The 18,974-nt window shown below is 67.1% G+C and carries 16 protein-coding genes; 14 read left to right on the top strand and 2 right to left on the bottom strand.

Going from position 1 to position 18,974, the window contains the following annotated elements; genetic code table 11:
- The first annotated feature begins 148 nt into the window (after positions 1 to 148).
- Together LE190_RS04695 and LE190_RS04700 are read left to right on the top strand one after the other, a co-directional pair.
- Entirely contained in the window at positions 149 to 985 is an 837-nt protein-coding gene (locus tag LE190_RS04695; protein ID WP_225237593.1) for a universal stress protein, read from the top strand.
- Positions 986 to 1,027: 42 nt separating this feature from the next.
- On the top strand, positions 1,028 to 2,083 hold the full coding sequence (locus LE190_RS04700; RefSeq protein ID WP_225237594.1) for an NAD(P)-dependent alcohol dehydrogenase: 1,056 nt from the start codon (positions 1,028 to 1,030) through the stop codon (positions 2,081 to 2,083).
- Between the two features lie 6 nt (positions 2,084 to 2,089).
- Here LE190_RS04700 and LE190_RS04705 read toward each other — a convergent pair whose 3' ends face one another.
- Entirely contained in the window at positions 2,090 to 2,584 is a 495-nt protein-coding gene (locus LE190_RS04705) for a universal stress protein (RefSeq protein ID WP_225237595.1), read from the bottom strand.
- A 530-nt stretch (positions 2,585 to 3,114) separates the two neighbouring features.
- Between LE190_RS04705 and LE190_RS04710 the strand changes: the two genes are divergently transcribed.
- The 11 genes from LE190_RS04710 (at position 3,115) to LE190_RS04760 (ending at position 14,309) form a co-directional block, all read left to right on the top strand.
- Positions 3,115 to 4,248 (top strand): YjhT family mutarotase, encoded by a 1,134-nt coding sequence (locus LE190_RS04710; RefSeq protein ID WP_225237596.1) that lies wholly within the window; start codon positions 3,115 to 3,117, stop codon positions 4,246 to 4,248.
- Between the two features lie 13 nt (positions 4,249 to 4,261).
- Positions 4,262 to 4,960, top strand: coding sequence for a FadR/GntR family transcriptional regulator (locus LE190_RS04715; RefSeq protein WP_225237597.1), 699 nt, complete (start codon positions 4,262 to 4,264; stop codon positions 4,958 to 4,960).
- A 193-nt stretch (positions 4,961 to 5,153) separates the two neighbouring features.
- Positions 5,154 to 6,728 (top strand): ABC transporter substrate-binding protein, encoded by a 1,575-nt coding sequence (locus LE190_RS04720; RefSeq protein ID WP_225237598.1) that lies wholly within the window; start codon positions 5,154 to 5,156, stop codon positions 6,726 to 6,728.
- 66 nt (positions 6,729 to 6,794) lie between these two features.
- Complete coding sequence (locus LE190_RS04725) at positions 6,795 to 7,748, top strand: ABC transporter permease (RefSeq protein WP_225237599.1); 954 nt, start codon at positions 6,795 to 6,797, stop codon at positions 7,746 to 7,748.
- A 21-nt stretch (positions 7,749 to 7,769) separates the two neighbouring features.
- Entirely contained in the window at positions 7,770 to 8,627 is an 858-nt protein-coding gene (locus LE190_RS04730) for an ABC transporter permease (RefSeq protein WP_225237600.1), read from the top strand.
- A 5-nt stretch (positions 8,628 to 8,632) separates the two neighbouring features.
- Positions 8,633 to 9,553, top strand: coding sequence for a dihydrodipicolinate synthase family protein (locus LE190_RS04735; RefSeq protein ID WP_225237601.1), 921 nt, complete (start codon positions 8,633 to 8,635; stop codon positions 9,551 to 9,553).
- Between the two features lie 5 nt (positions 9,554 to 9,558).
- Positions 9,559 to 10,581, top strand: a complete 1,023-nt coding sequence (locus tag LE190_RS04740) for an ABC transporter ATP-binding protein (protein ID WP_225237602.1) — start codon at positions 9,559 to 9,561, stop codon at positions 10,579 to 10,581.
- Positions 10,578 to 11,600: an ABC transporter ATP-binding protein gene (locus LE190_RS04745; protein ID WP_225237603.1), complete on the top strand. Its 1,023-nt coding sequence runs from the start codon at positions 10,578 to 10,580 to the stop codon at positions 11,598 to 11,600. Before LE190_RS04740 ends, LE190_RS04745 begins: the two co-directional genes overlap by 4 nt.
- Before the next feature lie 9 nt (positions 11,601 to 11,609).
- On the top strand, positions 11,610 to 12,308 hold the full coding sequence (locus tag LE190_RS04750; RefSeq protein ID WP_225237604.1) for an N-acetylmannosamine-6-phosphate 2-epimerase: 699 nt from the start codon (positions 11,610 to 11,612) through the stop codon (positions 12,306 to 12,308).
- A 1-nt stretch (position 12,309) separates the two neighbouring features.
- Positions 12,310 to 13,212 (top strand): ROK family protein, encoded by a 903-nt coding sequence (locus tag LE190_RS04755; RefSeq protein WP_225237605.1) that lies wholly within the window; start codon positions 12,310 to 12,312, stop codon positions 13,210 to 13,212.
- Positions 13,209 to 14,309: a sialate O-acetylesterase family protein gene (locus tag LE190_RS04760; RefSeq protein ID WP_225237606.1), complete on the top strand. Its 1,101-nt coding sequence runs from the start codon at positions 13,209 to 13,211 to the stop codon at positions 14,307 to 14,309. Before LE190_RS04755 ends, LE190_RS04760 begins: the two co-directional genes overlap by 4 nt.
- 13 nt (positions 14,310 to 14,322) lie before the next feature.
- On the opposite strand, the gene LE190_RS04765 is transcribed toward LE190_RS04760, so the two are convergent.
- Positions 14,323 to 15,471: an N-acetylneuraminate epimerase gene (locus LE190_RS04765; RefSeq protein ID WP_225237607.1), complete on the bottom strand. Its 1,149-nt coding sequence runs from the start codon at positions 15,469 to 15,471 to the stop codon at positions 14,323 to 14,325.
- A gap of 351 nt (positions 15,472 to 15,822) precedes the next feature.
- On the opposite strand from LE190_RS04765, the gene LE190_RS04770 reads away from it, so the two are divergent.
- Positions 15,823 to 18,780 (top strand): TonB-dependent receptor domain-containing protein, encoded by a 2,958-nt coding sequence (locus tag LE190_RS04770; protein ID WP_225237608.1) that lies wholly within the window; start codon positions 15,823 to 15,825, stop codon positions 18,778 to 18,780.
- The last annotated feature ends 194 nt before the right edge of the window (positions 18,781 to 18,974 follow it).

The raw sequence follows: 18,974 nt of genomic DNA on the forward strand, positions 1-18,974 counted from the left end.
GCGGGCGCGCGGCGCGCGGTGCTGACGCCGTAGCGGACGAAGACCGCTGGCCGGGTCACCCGACGCGCGCTGCCCGGCCTGCTCGGCCACCGCCGGCCTCGCGTCTAATCAATACAATAACATCGGTGCAAGGAAAGGGAGCAAGGCCATGAGTTACCGTACCATCGCCGTACACGTCGACGCGTCGCGGCACGCGCCGAAGCGCATCCAGGCCGCGGCCCGGCTGGCGCGCGACCATGACGCGCATCTGATCGGGGTCGCCGCGCTCGGTGTATCACGCGAAATTTTTCCCCATGGATATCAGGCGGCGCCCGGCAGCCTGGAAGCCAGCTATTTCGATCCCTTGCACGCCAAGGCCATGTGGTCGCTCGAGCGCTTCGCCGAAGCGGCCGGCGCGGCCGGGGTCGCGTTCGAAAAGCGGCTGGTCGCCGACCTGGCCAGTGAGGCGCTGGCGCGCGCCGGACGCTTCGCCGACCTGGTGGTGGTCAGCCAGGACGACCCGAGCGAAGCCCTGACCGACACCATCGGGCGCATTCCCGAATACGTGGCGCTCACCTGCGCCCGTCCCGTCCTGGTCGTGCCCTGCGCTCCCGTTTCCCACGGCCCGGGCCGGCATGTGCTGGTCGCCTGGAATGGCAGCAAGGAAGCCTCGGCGGCCCTGTCGGCCGCACTGCCCCTGATGCGGCGCGCGGTGCGCACGACCGTCGTCGCGTTCCGCCCGCGCGGCGATTGCGACCTGGGCGAGGCGGCGCACCAGGCGGCCCTGGTCGCGTTTCTCTCGCGGCACGAGGTCCAGGCCGACATCCTGGTCCTCGACCGCGACATCGACGCAGGAGAGGCGCTGCTCACGCTGGCCGTGCAGGAGGCCTACGACCTGCTGGTCATCGGCTGCTACGGCCATTCCCAGTTCCGTGAACTGATTCTCGGCGGCGTCACCCGCAAGGTGCTGCAGGACGCGACACTGTCGGTCCTGATGGCGCGCTGAGCGGTCGGTCGCGGCCGGGATGCGTCACCACAGGAGGATGTGATGGAGATGATGAAAGCGGCAGTGTTTACCGGCCCCGGCCGGATCGCGCTGGAGCGCAAGCCGGTACCCCATGCCGGGCCGGGCGAAGCGGTCGTCAAGGTGAGCATGACCACGATCTGCGGGACCGACGTGCATATCCTGAAGGGCGAGTATCCGGTCGCTCCGGGCCTGACGGTGGGACACGAGCCGGTCGGGACGATCGCCGAACTCGGACCCGGGGTGGAAGGCTATACGCTGGGCCAGCGCGTGGTAGTGGGCGCGATCACGCCCTGCGGCCAGTGCCACCCTTGCCTGGAGGGGCACCAGTCCCAGTGCGGCGGGCACGCGATCGGTGGCTGGCGCTTCGGCAACACCATCGACGGCTGCCAGGCGGAATATGTGCGGGTGCCGTTTGCAATGGCGAACCTGGCGCCGGTGCCGGATGGGCTGAGCGACGAGCAGGTCCTGATGTGCCCTGACATCATGAGCACCGGTTTCGGTGGCGCCGAGAACGGGGCGATCCGTATCGGCGACACCGTGGCCGTGTTCGCGCAGGGGCCGATCGGCCTGTGCGCTACCGCAGGGGCGCGCCTGCGCGGGGCTAGCCGCATCATCGCGGTCGACAGCGTCCCCGCGCGTCTCGAGATGGCCCGGCGGCTGGGCGCCGACCACGTCATCGATTACCGCAGCACCGATCCGGTCGAGGCGATCCTGGAACTGACCGACGGCCAGGGCGCGGACGTGACGATCGAGGCACTCGGCGTCCAGCAGACTTTCGAGAGTTGCCTGCGCGCGCTGCGGCCGGGTGGCACACTGTCGAGCCTGGGCGTGTACTCGGGCAAGCTGAGTTTGCCGGTGGACGCGTTCGCCGCCGGCCTGGGCGACCACCACCTCGTGACCACCCTGTGCCCGGGCGGCAAGCACCGCATGCGGCGCCTGATGGACATCGTCGCCTCGGGACGGGTCGATTTGCGGCCCCTGGTGACGCACCGTTTTCCGCTCGACCGGATCGAGGAAGCCTACGAACTCTTCGCCAACCAGCGCGACGGTGTGCTGAAGGTGGCGATCGTTCCCTGAACCGTGTCAGGCCAGCGTCCCTTCGGTGAAGTCGGGCTGCGCGGCCTCGTGCGGATCGCGCAGCAGCAACACCCGAATCGGGGAATTGGCCAGGACGTAGCCGGCCACGTCGCCCGTGAACAGGCGGTTGGCGTCGTTTGGTCCGTGCGTTCCCATCACGATGAGGTCGCAGCCATGTTGCTCCGCCACACGGATGATCTCGGGTCCCGGCCTGGACGCCAGCGGGGTGGCGTAGTCGCAGCTGACGCCGCTGCCGCGGGCGATGCGGCCGACGGTGTCGGCGTGGGCGCGGGCGGCCTGGCGGGCGCGCTCGAATTCCCCTTGGGCGGCCTGCGCGTCCGGCGCCGCGCCCTCGCTGTCGGGGATGCGGAACTGTGGCTGCGCAACCGACACCACGACCACCCGTCCCGCGCCCGAACTGGCCAGCAGGACCCCCAGTTCGGCTGCGCGAATGGCCAGGTCGGAGCCATCGGTAGCAATGCAGATGCGTTCGAGGAACATGATGAGTGCCCTTTGATCGTCCAAGTAAACACAGCATTCAAGTTTCTCGTGGCAGATTCTTTGATGCACATCAAATCTGCCGGAGATGCCGCACGCCACGCATTCCTGCGCGCGGGGTAGCCCTGCCTCCCACACCAGGCTGGGCATCACCGTGGCCACAGCCGGCTTGGGCACGCAAACAGCCTGCGAGCCGCCCTTTGGCGCTACGGACAGGGCTGACCAATCTGCCGTGGCGGTCCTGCGTCAGTGGCCGGTGGCAGCGGACCGCCGCGATGGCGATGGCCGGTGCATTGCAGCCAAGCCGGCGTGCTTGAACGCTGTGCGCAACCGGGCATGCGCGTATCGCGAAATCCAGGTACGCAGAGAAATATCAGACGGGATTCGCCTCTGCTGGAACGCTGAAATCCCCGCAAGATCCGGCCATGGTAAGATATTTGACATCTGACATCTGTGGTGCTAAGATTTTCTCCAGTTAGCATTTCAATGCCAGACTGAACAAGGCAATCGTTGCCGTCCTAAATGGAATCCCAGTGAACCTTCTCCATTGCACCCCGGTCCAGGAATCGCATCAGCGCCCTCGATTCGCCTGGCCGGATTTTCCAGTCGCCTTGAAAGAGGCGACAGGCGCGCGCGTGGACAATGTCTTGTTTGCCGGACTGGGTTCGGCTGGCCAGGCCTGGTTTTCGCTCGATACCGCGCGCGATACCGGTGCGCCGGCAAGCTGGCGGCGCCGTGCGGATTTCCCCTTTGCGGCACGCAGCGGCGCGGCCGCCGCCGCCGCGGGAGACATGATCTATGTCTTCGGCGGCTGTGGCCGCCCGGCTCCCGGGCAAAGCCTGCAGCAGTTCGACAGTATCGCCTGCTACGACCCCGGGTGCGACAGCTGGACCGAATTGCCGGCTCGCCTGCCGGTCGGCATGCTCGGCGCCTGCGCGGCCGCCATCGGCTCCTCCATCTATCTCTTCGGTGGCTACGACAAGCCGCAGTTCGACCGGTTCTTCCAGGAATACGAGGCAGCCGCCGAAGAGCGCCGGCCCGGGCTCCAGCACGCCTTCATGGCCCGCAGCGTGGACGACTTCGCCTGGAACGACCGTGTCTGGGAATTCGATACCGTGCGGCAGGCCTGGCACGACCGCGGCCCCACCGGGCACGCCCCCACATGCGGCACGGGCATCATTGTCAATGGCCGCGCGCTCACGCTCGCATGCGGCGAGATCAAGCCCGGCTTGCGCACGCCGAAAACGAGCCAGGTGTCGATCCACGCCAGCCGATTGGACTGGCAGGCCATGGACGCATTGCCGGCCGGCGAACAGCCCCAGGAAGGCATTGCTTCCGCATTTGCCGGAAAGTGCGTCAGGGTTAAGATTCTTGCTGGCGGCACACATTTTCCTGGCGCCCGCCGTGCTTATGAGTCGGGGGAACTGTATGCTCACAAGGGATTGCGCAAACTCTGGCGTGATGAGATCTATATATCGAGACGCGATGTGTGGGAACTGGCCGGGCACCTGCCTCAGGGACGGGCATCCGGATTGTCTTTTGAAGTCGAACAGGGTTTGTTGCTGGTAGGGGGCGATACGCAAGACGGAACGCCCTGTCTGGAGACCTGGCTGCTTTCATACAATGAAAGCACGGGCATAACGATAAGTAGTAACAAACTGATATAGGAACAGCACCACCATGTCGAAAAAAATTCCTGCGTATCGCCAGGCGCAAGCGGAGATCAAGCAATTCATCGAACGCAAGGGACTCCGCCCGGGCGACGGCCTGCCGCCGGAAGGCATGCTGGCCGAAGACCTCGGCATCAGCCGGCCGTCGCTGCGCGAAGCGGTGAAGTCGCTGGAGTCGCTCGGTATCCTGGAGTCCCGGCATGGCGAAGGCATCTATGTGAAGGCGTTTTCCTTCGACGCGATCCTGGAGAACCTGCCGTATTCCATGGTCGCCGATGACGCCCAGGTGACGGACCTGCTCTACGTGCGCACCTACCTGGAACTGGGCGCGATTCCCTCGGTGATGCGCAATATCCGCCCCGAGCATATCGAGAAGCTGCGCACGCTGGCCGAGACCATGCTGAGCAAGGCGCTCTCCGGCGAGACTTTCTTCGACGAGGACCGCGCCTTCCACGCCGAGATGTACCGCTGCCTCGACAACAGCTTCCTGCTGTCGATGATCGATCTGTTCTGGTGCATCTTCAATAACCTGCTGAGGAATTCGGGCGGCATGGACATCGATAACTGGCAGCTGGAAATGACGGCGCGCGACCACATGGCGATCGTCGAAATGCTGGAAAAGAACGACAAGGCCGGCCTGATGTGGGCGCACGCCAAGCACTTCGAGTCGATCTCCAAGCGCTATCCAAAGGGTGCGATACAGATCTGAGTCCCAACAAGCCCGCGTCCGCCTGGCCGGACACCGCGCTGCACGCGACTTCACCGGTGCGGCGCCCAACAACATCTCCCCTACAAGAGCTGATGCATCGGCCGGGGGAACTGTCGTCGAAACAAACACACGCACCAGGATAAAGAGGGCGCCATCACATCGTGCCCGGTTATCCGGGAGGGGAGGAGACCCGATGATGAGCACGATGAGCATGAAACAGGCCGGCACCAGGATGTTGACACTGGCCCTGGCTGCGCTACTGGGACTGGCTGTGGACAGGGGCGCCGCCGCCCAGGTCTTCACCGGCGCCTTCGACGTCGGCGCGGCCGGCAATGCCCAGAAATTCAATCCGCTGATCGCGCCCGCGGGCTTCGGCTTCTACAACAAGTATTTCGGCACCCTGAGCCTGTACGATGCCGGCCTGCGCAAGATCTCGGGCGACCTGGCGGAAAGCTGGACCTATGCCGAGGATGGCAAGCGCCTGGTCATCAGGCTGCGCAAGGGTGTGAAGTGGCACGACGGCAAGCCGTTCACCGCGGCCGACGTCAAGTTCACCCTCGGGCTGGTCAAGCATCCTGACATGGCGAGCGTGTTCGCATCGCGCCTGAGCGACGTGCGCGCGATCACGACCCCGGATGCGCACACCGTCGTGCTGGAGCTGGCGAAGATGGATGCGTCGCTGCCGGACGCCTTCACCAGCATCATGATCGTGCCCGAACATTTGCTTGGCAAGATCCCGGCCAGGGAGCTGCGCAATTCCACCTGGTGGAAGTCGCCGGTCGGCACCGGTCCCTTCAAATGGGCCAGGTACAGCCCGGACCAGTACGTGGAACTGGTCGCCAACCAAGACTTCTATCGCGGCAAGCCGCAGCTGGCAAAACTGGTCAACCGCTACTTCAAGGACGGCAGCACCGCCACCATCGCCCTGCAGGCCGGGGAGATCCAGTTCAGCGCGATGACGCTGGACCAGGTCAGGGAAAACCGCAGCACCAGGGCGGTGCACGTGATCGAAGGTCCGTCCCATGTCCTGAACTATATCGGCTTCAACAACGGCGACCCGCGCTTCAAGGACCTGCGCGTGCGCCAGGCGCTCCTGCTGGCCATCGACCGCAAGGCCATTGCCAGGAGCATCTTCGGCGGCACGGCGAGCATCGGCAACTGCGCCCTGACGCTGCCGCAATACGTTCCGGCCGATATCGAACAGTACGACTACCATGTCGCGCATGCAAAGGCGCTGTTGCGGGCGGCCGGCTGGAAGCAGGCGGAGCCGCTGGAAATGCTCACCTATTACAACGACCAGGCCAGCAAGGACGTGATGGCGGTGCTGCAGGCGATGCTGGGCAAGGTCGGCATCCAGGTCAGGCCGCGCTTCGTCGACGGGTCGACCTTCGGCACGCTCACCGATGCCGGCAGGTTCAGCCTGGTGTACGCCGGCGCCGGCAACGGTCCCGACCCCAGCACCCTGGTTCCACTGATGAAGTCTTCCTTCGCACCGCCCCGGGGCGTGAACCGGATGCGGGTGAACATTCCGGAACTGGACAGCCTGTTCGAGGCCGCCCAGCAGGAAGCCGACGACGCCAGCCGCACCGCGATCTACCAGCAGATGTGCCGCGTGACCAATGCCCAGTTGCCCTGGATTCCGCTGTGGGTCGGCAACCGCTTCGGCGGATTCTCGAAGAAGGTCGGGAACATGGTCTGGACGCCGGCGCCGGGTGGTGGACGCTACCAGGATTATCCGGAGCGCTGGACCATCGAGCAGGCGCCCTGACGCGCATTCCCACGAAACACCCACGAGACACTACGAGACGGCGGGGGCAGCCCCGCCGCAAGGAACATGCTGAGATATCTCTTCAAGCGACTGCTGGTCAACATCCCGACGCTGCTGGCGATCCTGGTCACCGTCTTCGTGCTGATCAACATGGCGCCCGGCGATCCGGTCGACGCCTTCGTGCCGCCAAGTACCGCATTGACGGCCGAGCAGAAGGAGACGCTGCGCCGTGAACTCGGGCTGGACAAGACGCCGCCCGAGCGCTTCCTGCGCTGGGTCGGGCAGGTCGCGCGCGGCGACCTCGGCTACCGCTACAAGGACGGCGCTCCGGTACTGGACGAGATCGCCAGCCGCATCGCGCCCACGCTGATGCTCGCCTTCGCCGGACTGAGCGGCGGCTCGCTGCTGGGCATCGCGCTCGGCATCGCCGCCGCGCGGCGCTACAACAGCAAGACCGACCACGCGCTGTCGATCTTCGCCTACCTGGCGTTGTCGAGTCCCGTGTTCCTGCTCGGTATCCTGGGCATGTACCTGTTTTCCCTGAAGCTGGGCTGGTTCCCGACCGGCGGCTATTCCGATCCCGGCAGCGGCGGTCCGCTCAGGACGCTGTACTACCTGGCCCTGCCGGCCACGGTGCTGTCGGTCCAGTTCGTCGCGATCCTGATGCGCTACACGCGCGCCGGCCTGCTCGAGGTACTGACCCAGGATTACGTGCGCACTGCCCGCGCCAAGGGCCTGTCGGCGCGCGCGGTGACGCTGCGGCACGCCTTCCCGAACGCCCTGATCCCGATCGTGACGGTGATCGGCGCCAACCTGAGCGCGCTGATCGGCGGAGCCGTGTTCATCGAGACCGTGTTCTCCTGGCCGGGCCTGGGCATGCTGTTCCTGGACGGGATCGAGAGCCGCGACTACCCCCTGATCATGGGCATCGCCCTGTTCATGGCGATCGCGATCCTGCTGCTGAACATGCTGACCGATGTGATCTATGCGTGGATCGACCCGCGCATCAGCCTGAAATAAACCATCTTGCGGACCTTCCTGATGAATCATTCCAGTATCGGCGCGGCGCGTTGGAAGAAGTTTAAGTCGAGCAAAACGGCGATGTGCGGCCTGGTGGTGTTCGCCGCGATTGCCCTGCTGTGCCTGTTCTCGCGCCAGCTGTTCCATTTCGACGCGAACGCGATCGACCTCGATGCGACCCTGCTGCCGCCGTCCAGCCTGCACTGGCTTGGCACCGACCAGATCGGACGCGACATCCTGGCGCGTACCTTCGCCGCCGGCCGCGTGTCGCTCCTGGTCGGTGTCGCCAGTGTCGCCCTGGCGCTCGTGATCGGCACCGTGCTGGGCGCGCTGGCGGGCTACTTCGGCGGCTGGGTGGACAGCCTGGTGATGCGCGTGGTCGACATGGTGATGACCTTCCCCCCGATCATCGTCCTGATGACGCTGGCCGCGGTGATCGGCTCCGGCACCGACAAGACCGTGATCGTGATCGGCCTGCTGTCCTGGCCGCTCGTGTGCCGCCTGGTACGGGCGCGCATCCTCAGCGTGCGTGAAATGGAATTCGTGGCGGCGGCCAGGACGCTGGGCGCCAGCCATGCCTACATCCTGCTGCGGCACTGCCTGCCGAATACCGTGGACGTGCTGGTGGTGTTTTCGTCGCTCGGCTTCGTCTCGGCCATCATCGCCGAAGCCGGGCTCAGCTTCCTGGGCCTGGGCGTGCAGTTTCCGGATGCGAGCTGGGGCAGCCTGATCAGTATCGCGCGCGAGGCTTCCGTGCTCAAGCAGTACCCGTGGATCTGGCTACCCTCGGGCATCTTCATCGTGCTGACCGCGCTGTCGGCCAATTTCATCGGCGACGGTTTGCGCCAATCTTTCGACCCCAAAACAATCAAGGAATAACCAAGATGTCCACTCTGAAACTGCATGGCATTGTGCCGCCCGTCGTCACCCCGCTGAACGAGGATTTCTCCGTCGACGAAACCAGCCTGCGCAAGGTCGTGCGCCATCTGGTCGACGGCGGCGTGCATGGCCTGTTCCTGCTCGGCTCGACCTCGGAATGCGTGTTCCTGAATGCGGGCCAGCGCGCCCGCGTGATCGAGATCGCGCTCGACGAGGCCGGGGGCAGGGTGCCCGCCGTGTGCGGCACCATGGATCCGACCACCGACCGGGTGATCGAGAACGCCAGGCAGGCCCGCTCGCTCGGCGTCGACGGCCTGGTGGTGACCTCGCAGTTCTATACCCGCTCCAGCCAGGGCGAGACCATCGACCACTTCAGCATGGTCAAGGATGCGGTCGACCTGCCGATCCTGGCCTATGACATCCCGGTGTGCACCAACCTGAAGCTGTCGCGCGAGACCATCCGCACGATGTACGAGCGCAAGCTGATCTGCGCGGTGAAGGACAGCAGCGGCGACATCGAGAACATGCGCATGCTGGGCCTGGACTTCGCCGATGCGCCGGACTTCGCCATCCTGACCGGCTCCGAGACCGTGGTCGACTACGCGCTGCTGGGCGGCGCGCACGGCAACGTGCCGGGCCTGGGCAACGTCGATCCGGCCGGCTACGTGCGCCTGTACGAGGCGGCCAGGGCCGGCGACTGGGTGGCCGCGCGGCGGGAACAGGAACGCCTGATCCGGCTGTTCCAGATCGTGTTCCAGGGCGTGCCGCACACCAGCCCGAACGCGTCCGGCGTGGGCGGCTTCAAGACCGCGATGCACCTGATGGGCCTGATCGCGCACCCGCACATGAGCCGTCCGAACCGGGTACTGCCACCGGCCGCCGTGGAGCGGGTGAAGGACATCCTGCTTGCCACCGGCATGCTGTAAGCGCCATGCACAGCGCGCAAGTCATTCTCGAGGTCAAGGGGTTGACCACCTCGTTCCAGACCCCGGGCGGCAGCGTCAAGGCGGTCAAGGACCTCGGCTTCACCCTGCGCCGCGGCGAGACCCTGGCCATCGTCGGCGAGTCCGGCTGCGGCAAGTCGGTCACCTCGTTCTCGCTGATGCGCCTGCTGGCCGCGCAGGCCAGGATCGAGGGCGAAGCCTGGCTGACGACGCGCGAGGGCGCGCGCCTCGACCTGCTTGCGCTGCCCGAGCGCGAGATGGCGCAGGTGCGCGGCAACCAGCTCGGCATGATCTTCCAGGAGCCGATGACCTCGCTGAATCCACTGCAACAGGTGGGCGACCAGATCGCCGAAGCCATGCTGGTCCACGGCATCTGCGGCAAGGCGCAGGCGCAGGCGAGGGCGCTCGACCTGCTCCGGCTGGTCGGCATCTCGGCCCCCGAAGTGCGCGCCCGGCAGTATCCGCACCAGATGTCGGGCGGCATGCGCCAGCGCGTGATGATCGCGATCGCGCTCTCCTGCAAGCCGCAGGTCCTGATCGCCGACGAGCCGACCACCGCGCTCGACGTCACCATCCAGGCCCAGATCCTGCGCCTGATGCGCAAGCTGCAGGGCGAGGTCGGCATGGGCATGCTGTTCATCACCCACGACATGGGGGTGGTGGCGCAGATCGCCGACCGCGTGGCCGTCATGTATGGTGGCCAGCTGGTGGAACTGGCCGATACCCGCACCCTGTTCCGGCGGCCGCTGCATCCGTACACCCAGGGCTTGCTGGCCTCGGTGCCGCGCCCGGGCCAGGGCGGACGCCTGGTCGGCATTCCGGGCCAGGTGGAGACCGTGTATGGCGAACCGGTCGGCTGCCGCTTCGTGAACCGCTGCGCGCTGGCAGCCGACGTGTGCCGTGCCGAGCGGCCGGTGCTGGCCGTCCATCCCGAACAGCAGCTGGTGCGCTGCCACTTCGCCGGCCAGGCCGGCGCGGCGCATCCGGCCCCAATGACGAGGGCGACATGAATACCATTTCCGCATACCGGCCCGTGGTTCCCGCCACCGCCGCCAGCGGCGACCCGATCCTGCGCTTCGCCGGGGTCGGCATCAGCTTCCAGACCAGGACCGGCATGTTCGGCAAGGCGCGGGCCCTGCGCGCCGTGCAGGACGTCTCGTTCGAACTGCTGCGCGGCGAAGTGCTGGGCATCGTCGGCGAATCGGGCAGCGGCAAGTCGACCCTGGCCAGGATGGCGATGCGCCTGCTCGCGCCCAGTGCGGGCGAGATCCTGTACGAAGGCAGGCCGCTCGCCGCCTACAAGGGCGCGCAGGACAAGCGCCTGCGCGGCGAGGTCCAGATGGTGTTCCAGGACCCGAACGCCAGCCTGAACCCGCGCCTGAGCATCGAGCAGAGCCTGCTCGAGCCCTTTATCCTGCACCGCCGCGGCAGCCGGCAGGAGCGGCAGGCGGAAATCCTGCGCCTGCTGGACGTGGTCGGCCTGCCGCCCACGGTACTGCAGCGCTACCCCTTCGAACTCTCGGGTGGCCAGAAGCAGCGCGTGGTGATCGCGCGCGCCCTGGCCCTGAAGCCGAAGGTCCTGATCGCCGACGAGGCCGTGGCAGCGCTCGACGCCTCGGTCAAGGCGCAGATCATCAACCTGCTGCTCGACCTGCGCCAGGAATTCGGGCTGTCGATCATCTTCATCTCGCACGACCTGCCGATGGTGCAGGCGATGTGCGACCGGGTGCTGGTGCTGTACCTGGGCCGCCTGATGGAAACGGCGCCGCGCGCCGTCGTGGCCCAGGGCGGCATGCATCCGTATACACGCGCACTGTGGAAGAGCTCGCCCGCGGCCGATCCCGACCAGGGCCTGGCGCACGAGGAGACGCTGGCCGGCGAGATCCCGAGCCCGCTGGATCCACCGGGCGGCTGCGTGTTCCACACGCGCTGTCCCCAGGCCACCGGGCGCTGCCGGGAAGCGGTGCCGGAACGCCGCGCGCTCTCGCCCGGGCACGACGTGGCCTGCATCCTGTTCGAACCTTCCTGAGACCATTCCATGCAACTCTCCCAACTGAAACACGCCCTCGTCGTGTCCTGCCAGCCGGTGCCCGGCAGTCCGATGGACAGGCAGGACATCATCGTCGCCATGGCCGGCGCCGCGGTCGCCGCCGGCGCTGGCGGCCTGCGCATCGAAGGCGCGGACAATGTACGCGCCGTGACCGCGGCCATCCGCGACGTGCCGGTGATCGGCATCGTCAAGCGCGACCTGGACGACAGTCCGGTGCGCATCACGCCCTACCTGAAAGACGTGCAGGCCCTGGCCGACGCCGGCGCCGCCGTGATCGCCTTCGACGGCACCGACCGGCGGCGTCCGGTGGCGGTGGCGGACCTGCTGGCCGCCACCCGCGCGGCCGGCCGCCTGGCGATGGCCGACTGCGCGATCCTGGAAGACGGCCTGGCCTGCATGGCGCTGGGCTGCGAGCTGATCGGCACGACCCTGTCCGGCTATACCGAACAGACCGCCGGACTGCCGGACGATCGTCCGGACCTGGACCTGGTCGCGCGGCTGGCCTCGGCCGGCGCCATGGTGGTGGCCGAAGGCCGCATCCGCACGGCCGCCGAGGCCGCCGCCGCGCTGCGCGCCGGGGCCTATTGCGTGACGGTCGGCTCGGCCATCACGCGCATCGAGCACATCACCGAATGGTTCGTCGCCGCCATGCGCCAGACGCGGGTGCAAGCACAGGGGCCGCGCTGAGATGCTGCTCGCAATCGATATCGGGGGCACCAAGGTGGCAAGCGCGCGCGTGGAAAACGGCACGGTCGTCGAGCGCCGCCAGCTTCCCATGGCCTATGACGAAGCGGGTTTCGCGGGCGTCATCGCCGCCTTGAGCGCGGGCTGGCCGGCGCCTGCACGCGTCGCCGTGTGCACCACCGGCTACATCGACGGCGGCCGCGTGCGTTCGGTCAACCGCGACATCATCCGGTTCTGGGACGGCTTTGCCCTGGCCGACCAGCTGCGGGCGCGTTTCGATTGCCCGCTCACCCTGATCAACGATGGACAGGCGGCGGCCTGGGGCGAGTACACCGCCCGCCGCACGCCGTTGGCGCCGGCGCCGCCGGCCAACCTGCTGTTCATCACCCTGTCGACCGGGGTCGGCGGCGGCCTGGTGCTCGACGACCGGCTGCGCGCCGGCCCGCACGGCCTGGCCGGCCACGTCGGCCATGCCGGGGTCAGGCTGGCAGCGCTGGATGGCGCCACGGTGTGCGGGTGCGGCCGCAGCGGCTGCCTGGAAATGATCGCTTCCGGGACGGCGCTGGCGCGCCAGGCGCGGGCCGCCTTCGGCAAGCCCGTGACCAGCGCCGAGCTGTTCGCGCGCGCCACGACCGACTACCTGGCCGACGCCATCCTGTCGCATGCGGCGCAGGCGGTGGCGGAAGCGATCGGCGGGCTGCACATGATCGTCGACCTGCAGGAAGTGGTGATCGGCGGCAGCGTCGGCCTTGCCGATGGCATGCTGGAGCGCATCCGCTGCGCCCTGGACTGCCTGGCGCTGCGCGCTGCGCCCGTACTGAGCGCGGCGCAACTGGGGGGCGACGCCGGCCTGGCCGGGCTGATCGCCCTGGACACGGCGGGAGCACAACGAGGGGACATCGAATGAAGCAGGACCATGAAGTGAAGCGCTGGTACGTGCTGGTGATCGCCGGGCAGTCGAATGCCCAGGGCTTCGGCGAGGCGATGCCGGAAGAGGGCGACCTGGCGCCATCGCCCCGCATCCGGCAGCTCGGCCGCTACCGCGGCATGCGACCCGACGGGCGCGTCGAGGACCGCTGGAACCGGATCGTCGAGGCCAGCCACGTGCTGGACCACGTCAAGGACATGCGCTTCTGTAACCTCACGGGGAATACCGATCCGCGCCGCTCGGGCACGGTCGGCCCGGGCCTGTTCGTGGCGCGCCATCTGCTGCCGCTGCTGCCGCCGGACGCCGGCATCCTGCTGCTGCCGGAAGCGCATGGCGGCGCCGGCATGAGCTTCGGCGACCCCGGAACCTACCGTCCCGAGCACGCATGTGTCGAGGGCGAGCAGCCCGGCGCCTGCATCGGCCGCTGCGTGCAGAATTCCCCCGGCCTGGAGGACAGCAATACGCAAGGAGCGATGGCCTGGGCCGACACGCAGGGCCGCGCATCGCCCTTGTACCTCGACCTGCGCGACCGGCTGCGCCATGCGCTGCAGCTGCATCCGGATAACCGCCTGCTCGGTGTGGTCTGGATGCAGGGGGAATCCGATGCGCGCGCGGGCGACCCGCATGCTGCGCAGCACAGCGCCAATTTCAGCCGGATGGTCGACCGGCTGGGTGCGGAACTGGCCGACCTGCGCGCGCACTTCCCGGGTGGCGACTGGCGCCGCGTCCCGTGGATCAATGTGCTGGCCACGCACTGGTGGGACGAAGCGATCGCCTCGCACAGGACCGTGATCGAGGGCTATCGCATGCTGGAGCGCCAGCGTCCAGGGCAGATGTGCCTGCTCGACCTGCGTCGGACCGACAGTGGCGCGCCCATGGAGACCAACCTGAGCCACTACGTCGATCCGCGCAGCGCGGCCTATCCGGCCAGGCCCGACAGCCTGGTGACGGACGGGCGTTCGTGCGAGCCCGAGATGATCCACATTCACCTGTCGTCCGGCGCATATCGCGGCGAGGCCGGGCGCCGCATCGCGCAGGCGCTGCGGGAACGCTGCTTCGGCGCGCCGGCATCCTGAGCCGGGTGCGGCGTCAGCGCAGCAGCTCGACTGCCTTGCCGTTCCAGGTCATCAGGAACACGTCGCGGCTGCCGGCGCCGCCCTGCAATTCACCGCCGATCAGGAGCACGCCTTCGTCCAGCTGCACACAGGACCCGTAGCCCAGTCCTGAAGGCAACTTGCCGGCCACGCTCCAGCGGCCATCGACGCTAGCATAGATATCGGCGCGCCAGGTCTTGCCCAAGCCCCGGTGGGCATACAGCTGGCCGCTGTCGAAGCGCTTCCAGGCCCCGGGAAAGTTGGCCCCGCCGGCAGCCAGCAGCACGCCTCCGCTGTAGCCGGCGCAGGCCCCGGCGATGCCTTCCTGCCGGGTGTCGCCGGGCGCGGCCGGCATCGGGCTCGGTGCGCTCCAGTGCAGCCGCTCTCCCTCCAGCCTCACCTGTTTCGCATGCGGCGAGCGCAGGCCCGGCTTGAGTTCCCCGCCGACCAGGGTGACCGTGTCGCCATCGACGGCGACCCCGGCGCCGACGGTCGGGGCGCCCGGGTCGATGCCCAGGTTGCGCCACCGGTTGCTGTCCGGGTCGTAGTGCAAGACCTGGGCGGTGAACAGGTAGTCCTGCGGGCGCTGCTCGAAATAGCGCCGGTCCACCTCGTCCAGCTGCTCCTTGCCGCCCGCCGCGGCCCGGGCCCGGTCGATGAAGTAGCCGTCGAAGATCGCCTTGTTGGCGCCGCCGAAGAACAGGATGCCGCGCCCATCCAGGGTGGCGGCGCCGGCCGCCAGGCCGCCCATGGGGGAGCGGGTCGCCACCTGGCTCCACGCGTTCGCGACGGTATCGAATTTCCAGACGGTGTCGAACACGATCATCCTGCTGTCGAGCGGGTCGGGCCTGCCCTGGCCATTGAAGACATAGATGGCGCTGCCGATCGCCACCGCGTTGGCATGCTCGCGCGGCTGGTCGGGGAAGGGCGCCTGCGCCTGCCAGGGCGCACCAGGCGTGGACAGGTCCAGCGCGTACCAGGCCTGGCCGGCGCTGCCGAGACCGGCGTAGACCCGCTGGCCGACCTTGGCTGCCGCGGTCATCTTGGCCGGGACGGGGAAGTCCGGGAAGCGCCTGTCCGCCGCTGCCGTACTGGCGGCGAGCATGGCGGAAAGGGCAAGCGACAGGAGGACAAGTTTCTTCATTTTGTAGGGTGCTTGCAAAGCGTGATGACAACTATGGGGGATTGCGAGCGATGCCGTGAGGGGACCGGATCGCCGCTTGTTTTTCTTCCATCCTGGCGCTAGGCTGCCAAATTTATTTCTTTATGGCAAGTATAACGGCCGACCTGCATATATGATATATGATGTCTTAACTGTCATGTGCCCATCCTATGGGTTGCGCCGCGTGCAGCTCAGCGCCACAGATCCTCGTATTTCATAGTAGGGCGTTCCTTCCAATGTGCGTTTTGTACAACAATTTTTAAATTGCACCCGATGAAGCTTTGTTCTACTATCACATGGTCAGATATCTGATATCAAATAAAGGGAGACGTTGTGAAATTTTCATTTGCGAATCGATCGAAGTCGTTCAGGGCGCGCCCGCGCTGGCCATCGGCAGCGCTGCTCGCCTGTCCGGCACTGCTGCTGGCGCTGCCTGCGAGCAGCCACGCCCAGGAAAACCCGGAGGCCAAGGCGGCCACCGGACAAGAGCAGGACATGAAGGTCCAGGTGGTCACCGTCACCGGCTCCAACATCAGGCAGGCCCAGAACTCGGTTTCGTCCTCGCCCATCACCGAGGTGGGTGAACACCTCATCAAGGGCACGGCATCGATTTCCATCGGAGATACGCTCAACAGCATTCCCTCGGTCACTTCCGGCCTGTCCGCGTCCTCCAACAATACCTCGGTCGGCGGCGACGCCGCCAACGTGGGTGTCGCCACGACCTCGCTGCGCAACCTCGGATCGGCGCGTACCCTGGTCCTCGTCAATGGCCGCCGCTACGTGTCGGGCGTGTCCGCCAATACCGGCTACGGCGTCGACCTGAACAGCATTCCGACGGCGCTGATCCGGCGCGTCGACGTGCTGACCGGCGGCCAGTCGGCGATCTATGGTTCGGACGCCATCGCCGGTGTCGTCAACATCATCACCAAGAAGAACTTCAGCGGCTTCGAATTCAGCGCCTTTGGCGGCGGCGCGGAAGACGGCGGCGCCGGCCGCAAGAACATCGATCTCACCTACGGCAAGAACTTCGAGTCGGGCAATGCCTGGATATCCGCGGGCCAGTCGCGCCAGGATCCGCTGCTGTCGAGCGAGCGGCCGTTCTCGGCCTACGAACTGGCCTTCATCGACGCCGACAAGGATGGCGTGCGGGAAGCGATCGCACGCAGGAACGGCCCGGCGCACGTGCCGGGCGCCGCGCTGATCGCGCCGAACGGCCTGACCATCTTCGGTAACGGCGCGCCCTTCAATACCGGCCAGCCGGTGCTCGACGGCCAGTTCAACCCGCAGGGCGGCGGCGACTGGGACAACCAGCACGCGCGCCGCTACCTGGTGGCGCCCTACCAGCGCAGCTACATCGCGTCGGGCCTGAACTTCGAACTCAGCCCCACGTCGCACGCCGACATCGAACTCAACTACGCCAGGACCACCTCTTCGGTGGCGCTCGAGCCGGCACCGGTGTCGGTGGTCGGCGATATCTTCCGGGTGCCGATGGGCGGCACCACCGGCATCAACGTGGCGACCAGCCCCTATTTCGTCGGCAGCAGCGCCGGCCGGCAGCTGCTGGCCGCCATGGGCGCGAATACCTCGCTCGACAGGCTCCAGACCTTCAAGCGCCTGTCCGAGTTCGGCGACCGTACCGTGTCGAACGAGCGCAATACCTTCCGGATCGCGGCCGGCCTGACCAACGAGCTGAGCGACAGCCTGTCGCTCAAGTCCAGCATCGTGTATGGCGTGACGCTGGAAAAGCAGAAGAATACGGGCGACTTCAGCATCGCCAACTTCCGCAATGCCGTCACGATCGTGCCGAACGGACGCGGGGGCTACCAGTGCGCCGACGCCGTCGCGCGGCTCGAAGGCTGCCAGCCGGTGAACCCCTTCGGCACGGTCGACAGCCTGGCCGGCCAGGCCGGGGTCACGGGCTTCTCGCCCGCCGCCATCAAGTACCTGATGATCGACACCGGCCAGACCGGCGAGATCCGGCAGACGGTGGTCAACAGCGTGCTGTCCGGTTCGCTGCCCTGGTCGCTCTCCGGCCAGCAGCCGCTCGGCTTCGCGGCCGGTGTGGAATACCGCAAGGAGCAGGCCGAAGAGACGCCCGACGCCTACCGCCAGATGGGCCTGTCGCGCGACCTCCAGGTTTCGGCGATCAAGGGCGACTTCGACGTGAAGGAAGCCTTTGCCGAGCTCGAGGTGCCGGTTGCCCGCTGGCTGAGCGTGGACCTGGCTGCGCGCCTCGGTTCGTATTCGACCATCGGCTCGGCCGCCACCTATCGCCTCGGCGTGAACGCGCCGCTGACCGACCTCGTGCGCCTGCGCGGCAGCTGGTCGCAGTCGGTGCGCGCGCCGAACATCAATGACCTGTTCTCCAACGGCAGCACCAGCACGGCCGCGGCGAACACCGATATCTGCAACGGCGTGACCGCGGCCACGACCGGCAACATCGCCGCGAACTGCCGTTCCATCCCGGCGATCGCGCGCCGCATCGCCAGCGTCGGCGCCTTCACGCTGGTGGCATCAGAAGCCAACAACACGCGCCTGCTGCAGGCCGGCTCGCCGACCCTGAGCGAAGAGACGGCCGATTCGGTCACGCTCGGCGCCGTGTTCACCCCGATGCGCGGACTGTCGTTCTCGGCCGACTACTTCGATATCAAGATCAAGGACGGCATCACGCGCGACTCTTCCGACGTCTACGTGAGGCGCTGCTACAGCGTGGCGCCGGGCGCGTTCGACCCGACCTGCGGCGGCAACCTGGTACGCGACGTCAACGACGGTCCGATCCTGAACCTGCGCTCGCCGCTGATCAACGCCGCCAGCATCACCACCCGCGGGGTCGACCTGGAACTCGACTATGCGCAGCGCAACTTCAACTTCGCCGCCTATGCCAACTACCTGGAGCGCTACGACGTCACCAACTCCAGCGGCGCGGTCGAGAAGTTCATGGGCCGCGTGCTGTTCCCGAAATGGCGGCTCGCCTTCAACGGCACGTATAACGTGACCAGCAAGTTCGACCTGTTCGCCCAGGTGCGCCACCGCAGCGCCACCCGGGCCTTCCTGGAGCCGACCAACCTGTCGCCGGAACTGAACCGGTTCAAGTCGGCCTCCTATGTCGACCTGCGCTTCAACTACCGGATCACGGATGCCGTGCATGCCTACGTCGGCGTGAACAACGTGGGCGACGTCCAGCCCGACATCAACCCGCGCGACGCGGCGACCGGCACCAACACCGAGCCACGTGCCTACGACGTGATCGGACGCCAGTACTTCGCAGGCATCAACGCGAAGTTCCGCTAAGCGGCCGGCAGGGCGGGGCTGCTATGCGGCTCCGCCCTGGCCAGCTTCCCAGGCTGGCCAGGCGCAGCTCCCGGGCACGATTGAGGGCGCCGGGGCGCGCAGGACCTGATTTCCAGTTTACAATGTCGGCCATAATCGAAACTTCATTATGCCGAGCCCACGTCTTTCTTCCCGCAGACTTTCGTTCGCCCGCG

This window comes from Massilia hydrophila (genome assembly GCF_020208145.1).
Taxonomy (GTDB): Bacteria; Pseudomonadota; Gammaproteobacteria; order Burkholderiales; family Burkholderiaceae_D; genus Telluria; species Telluria hydrophila.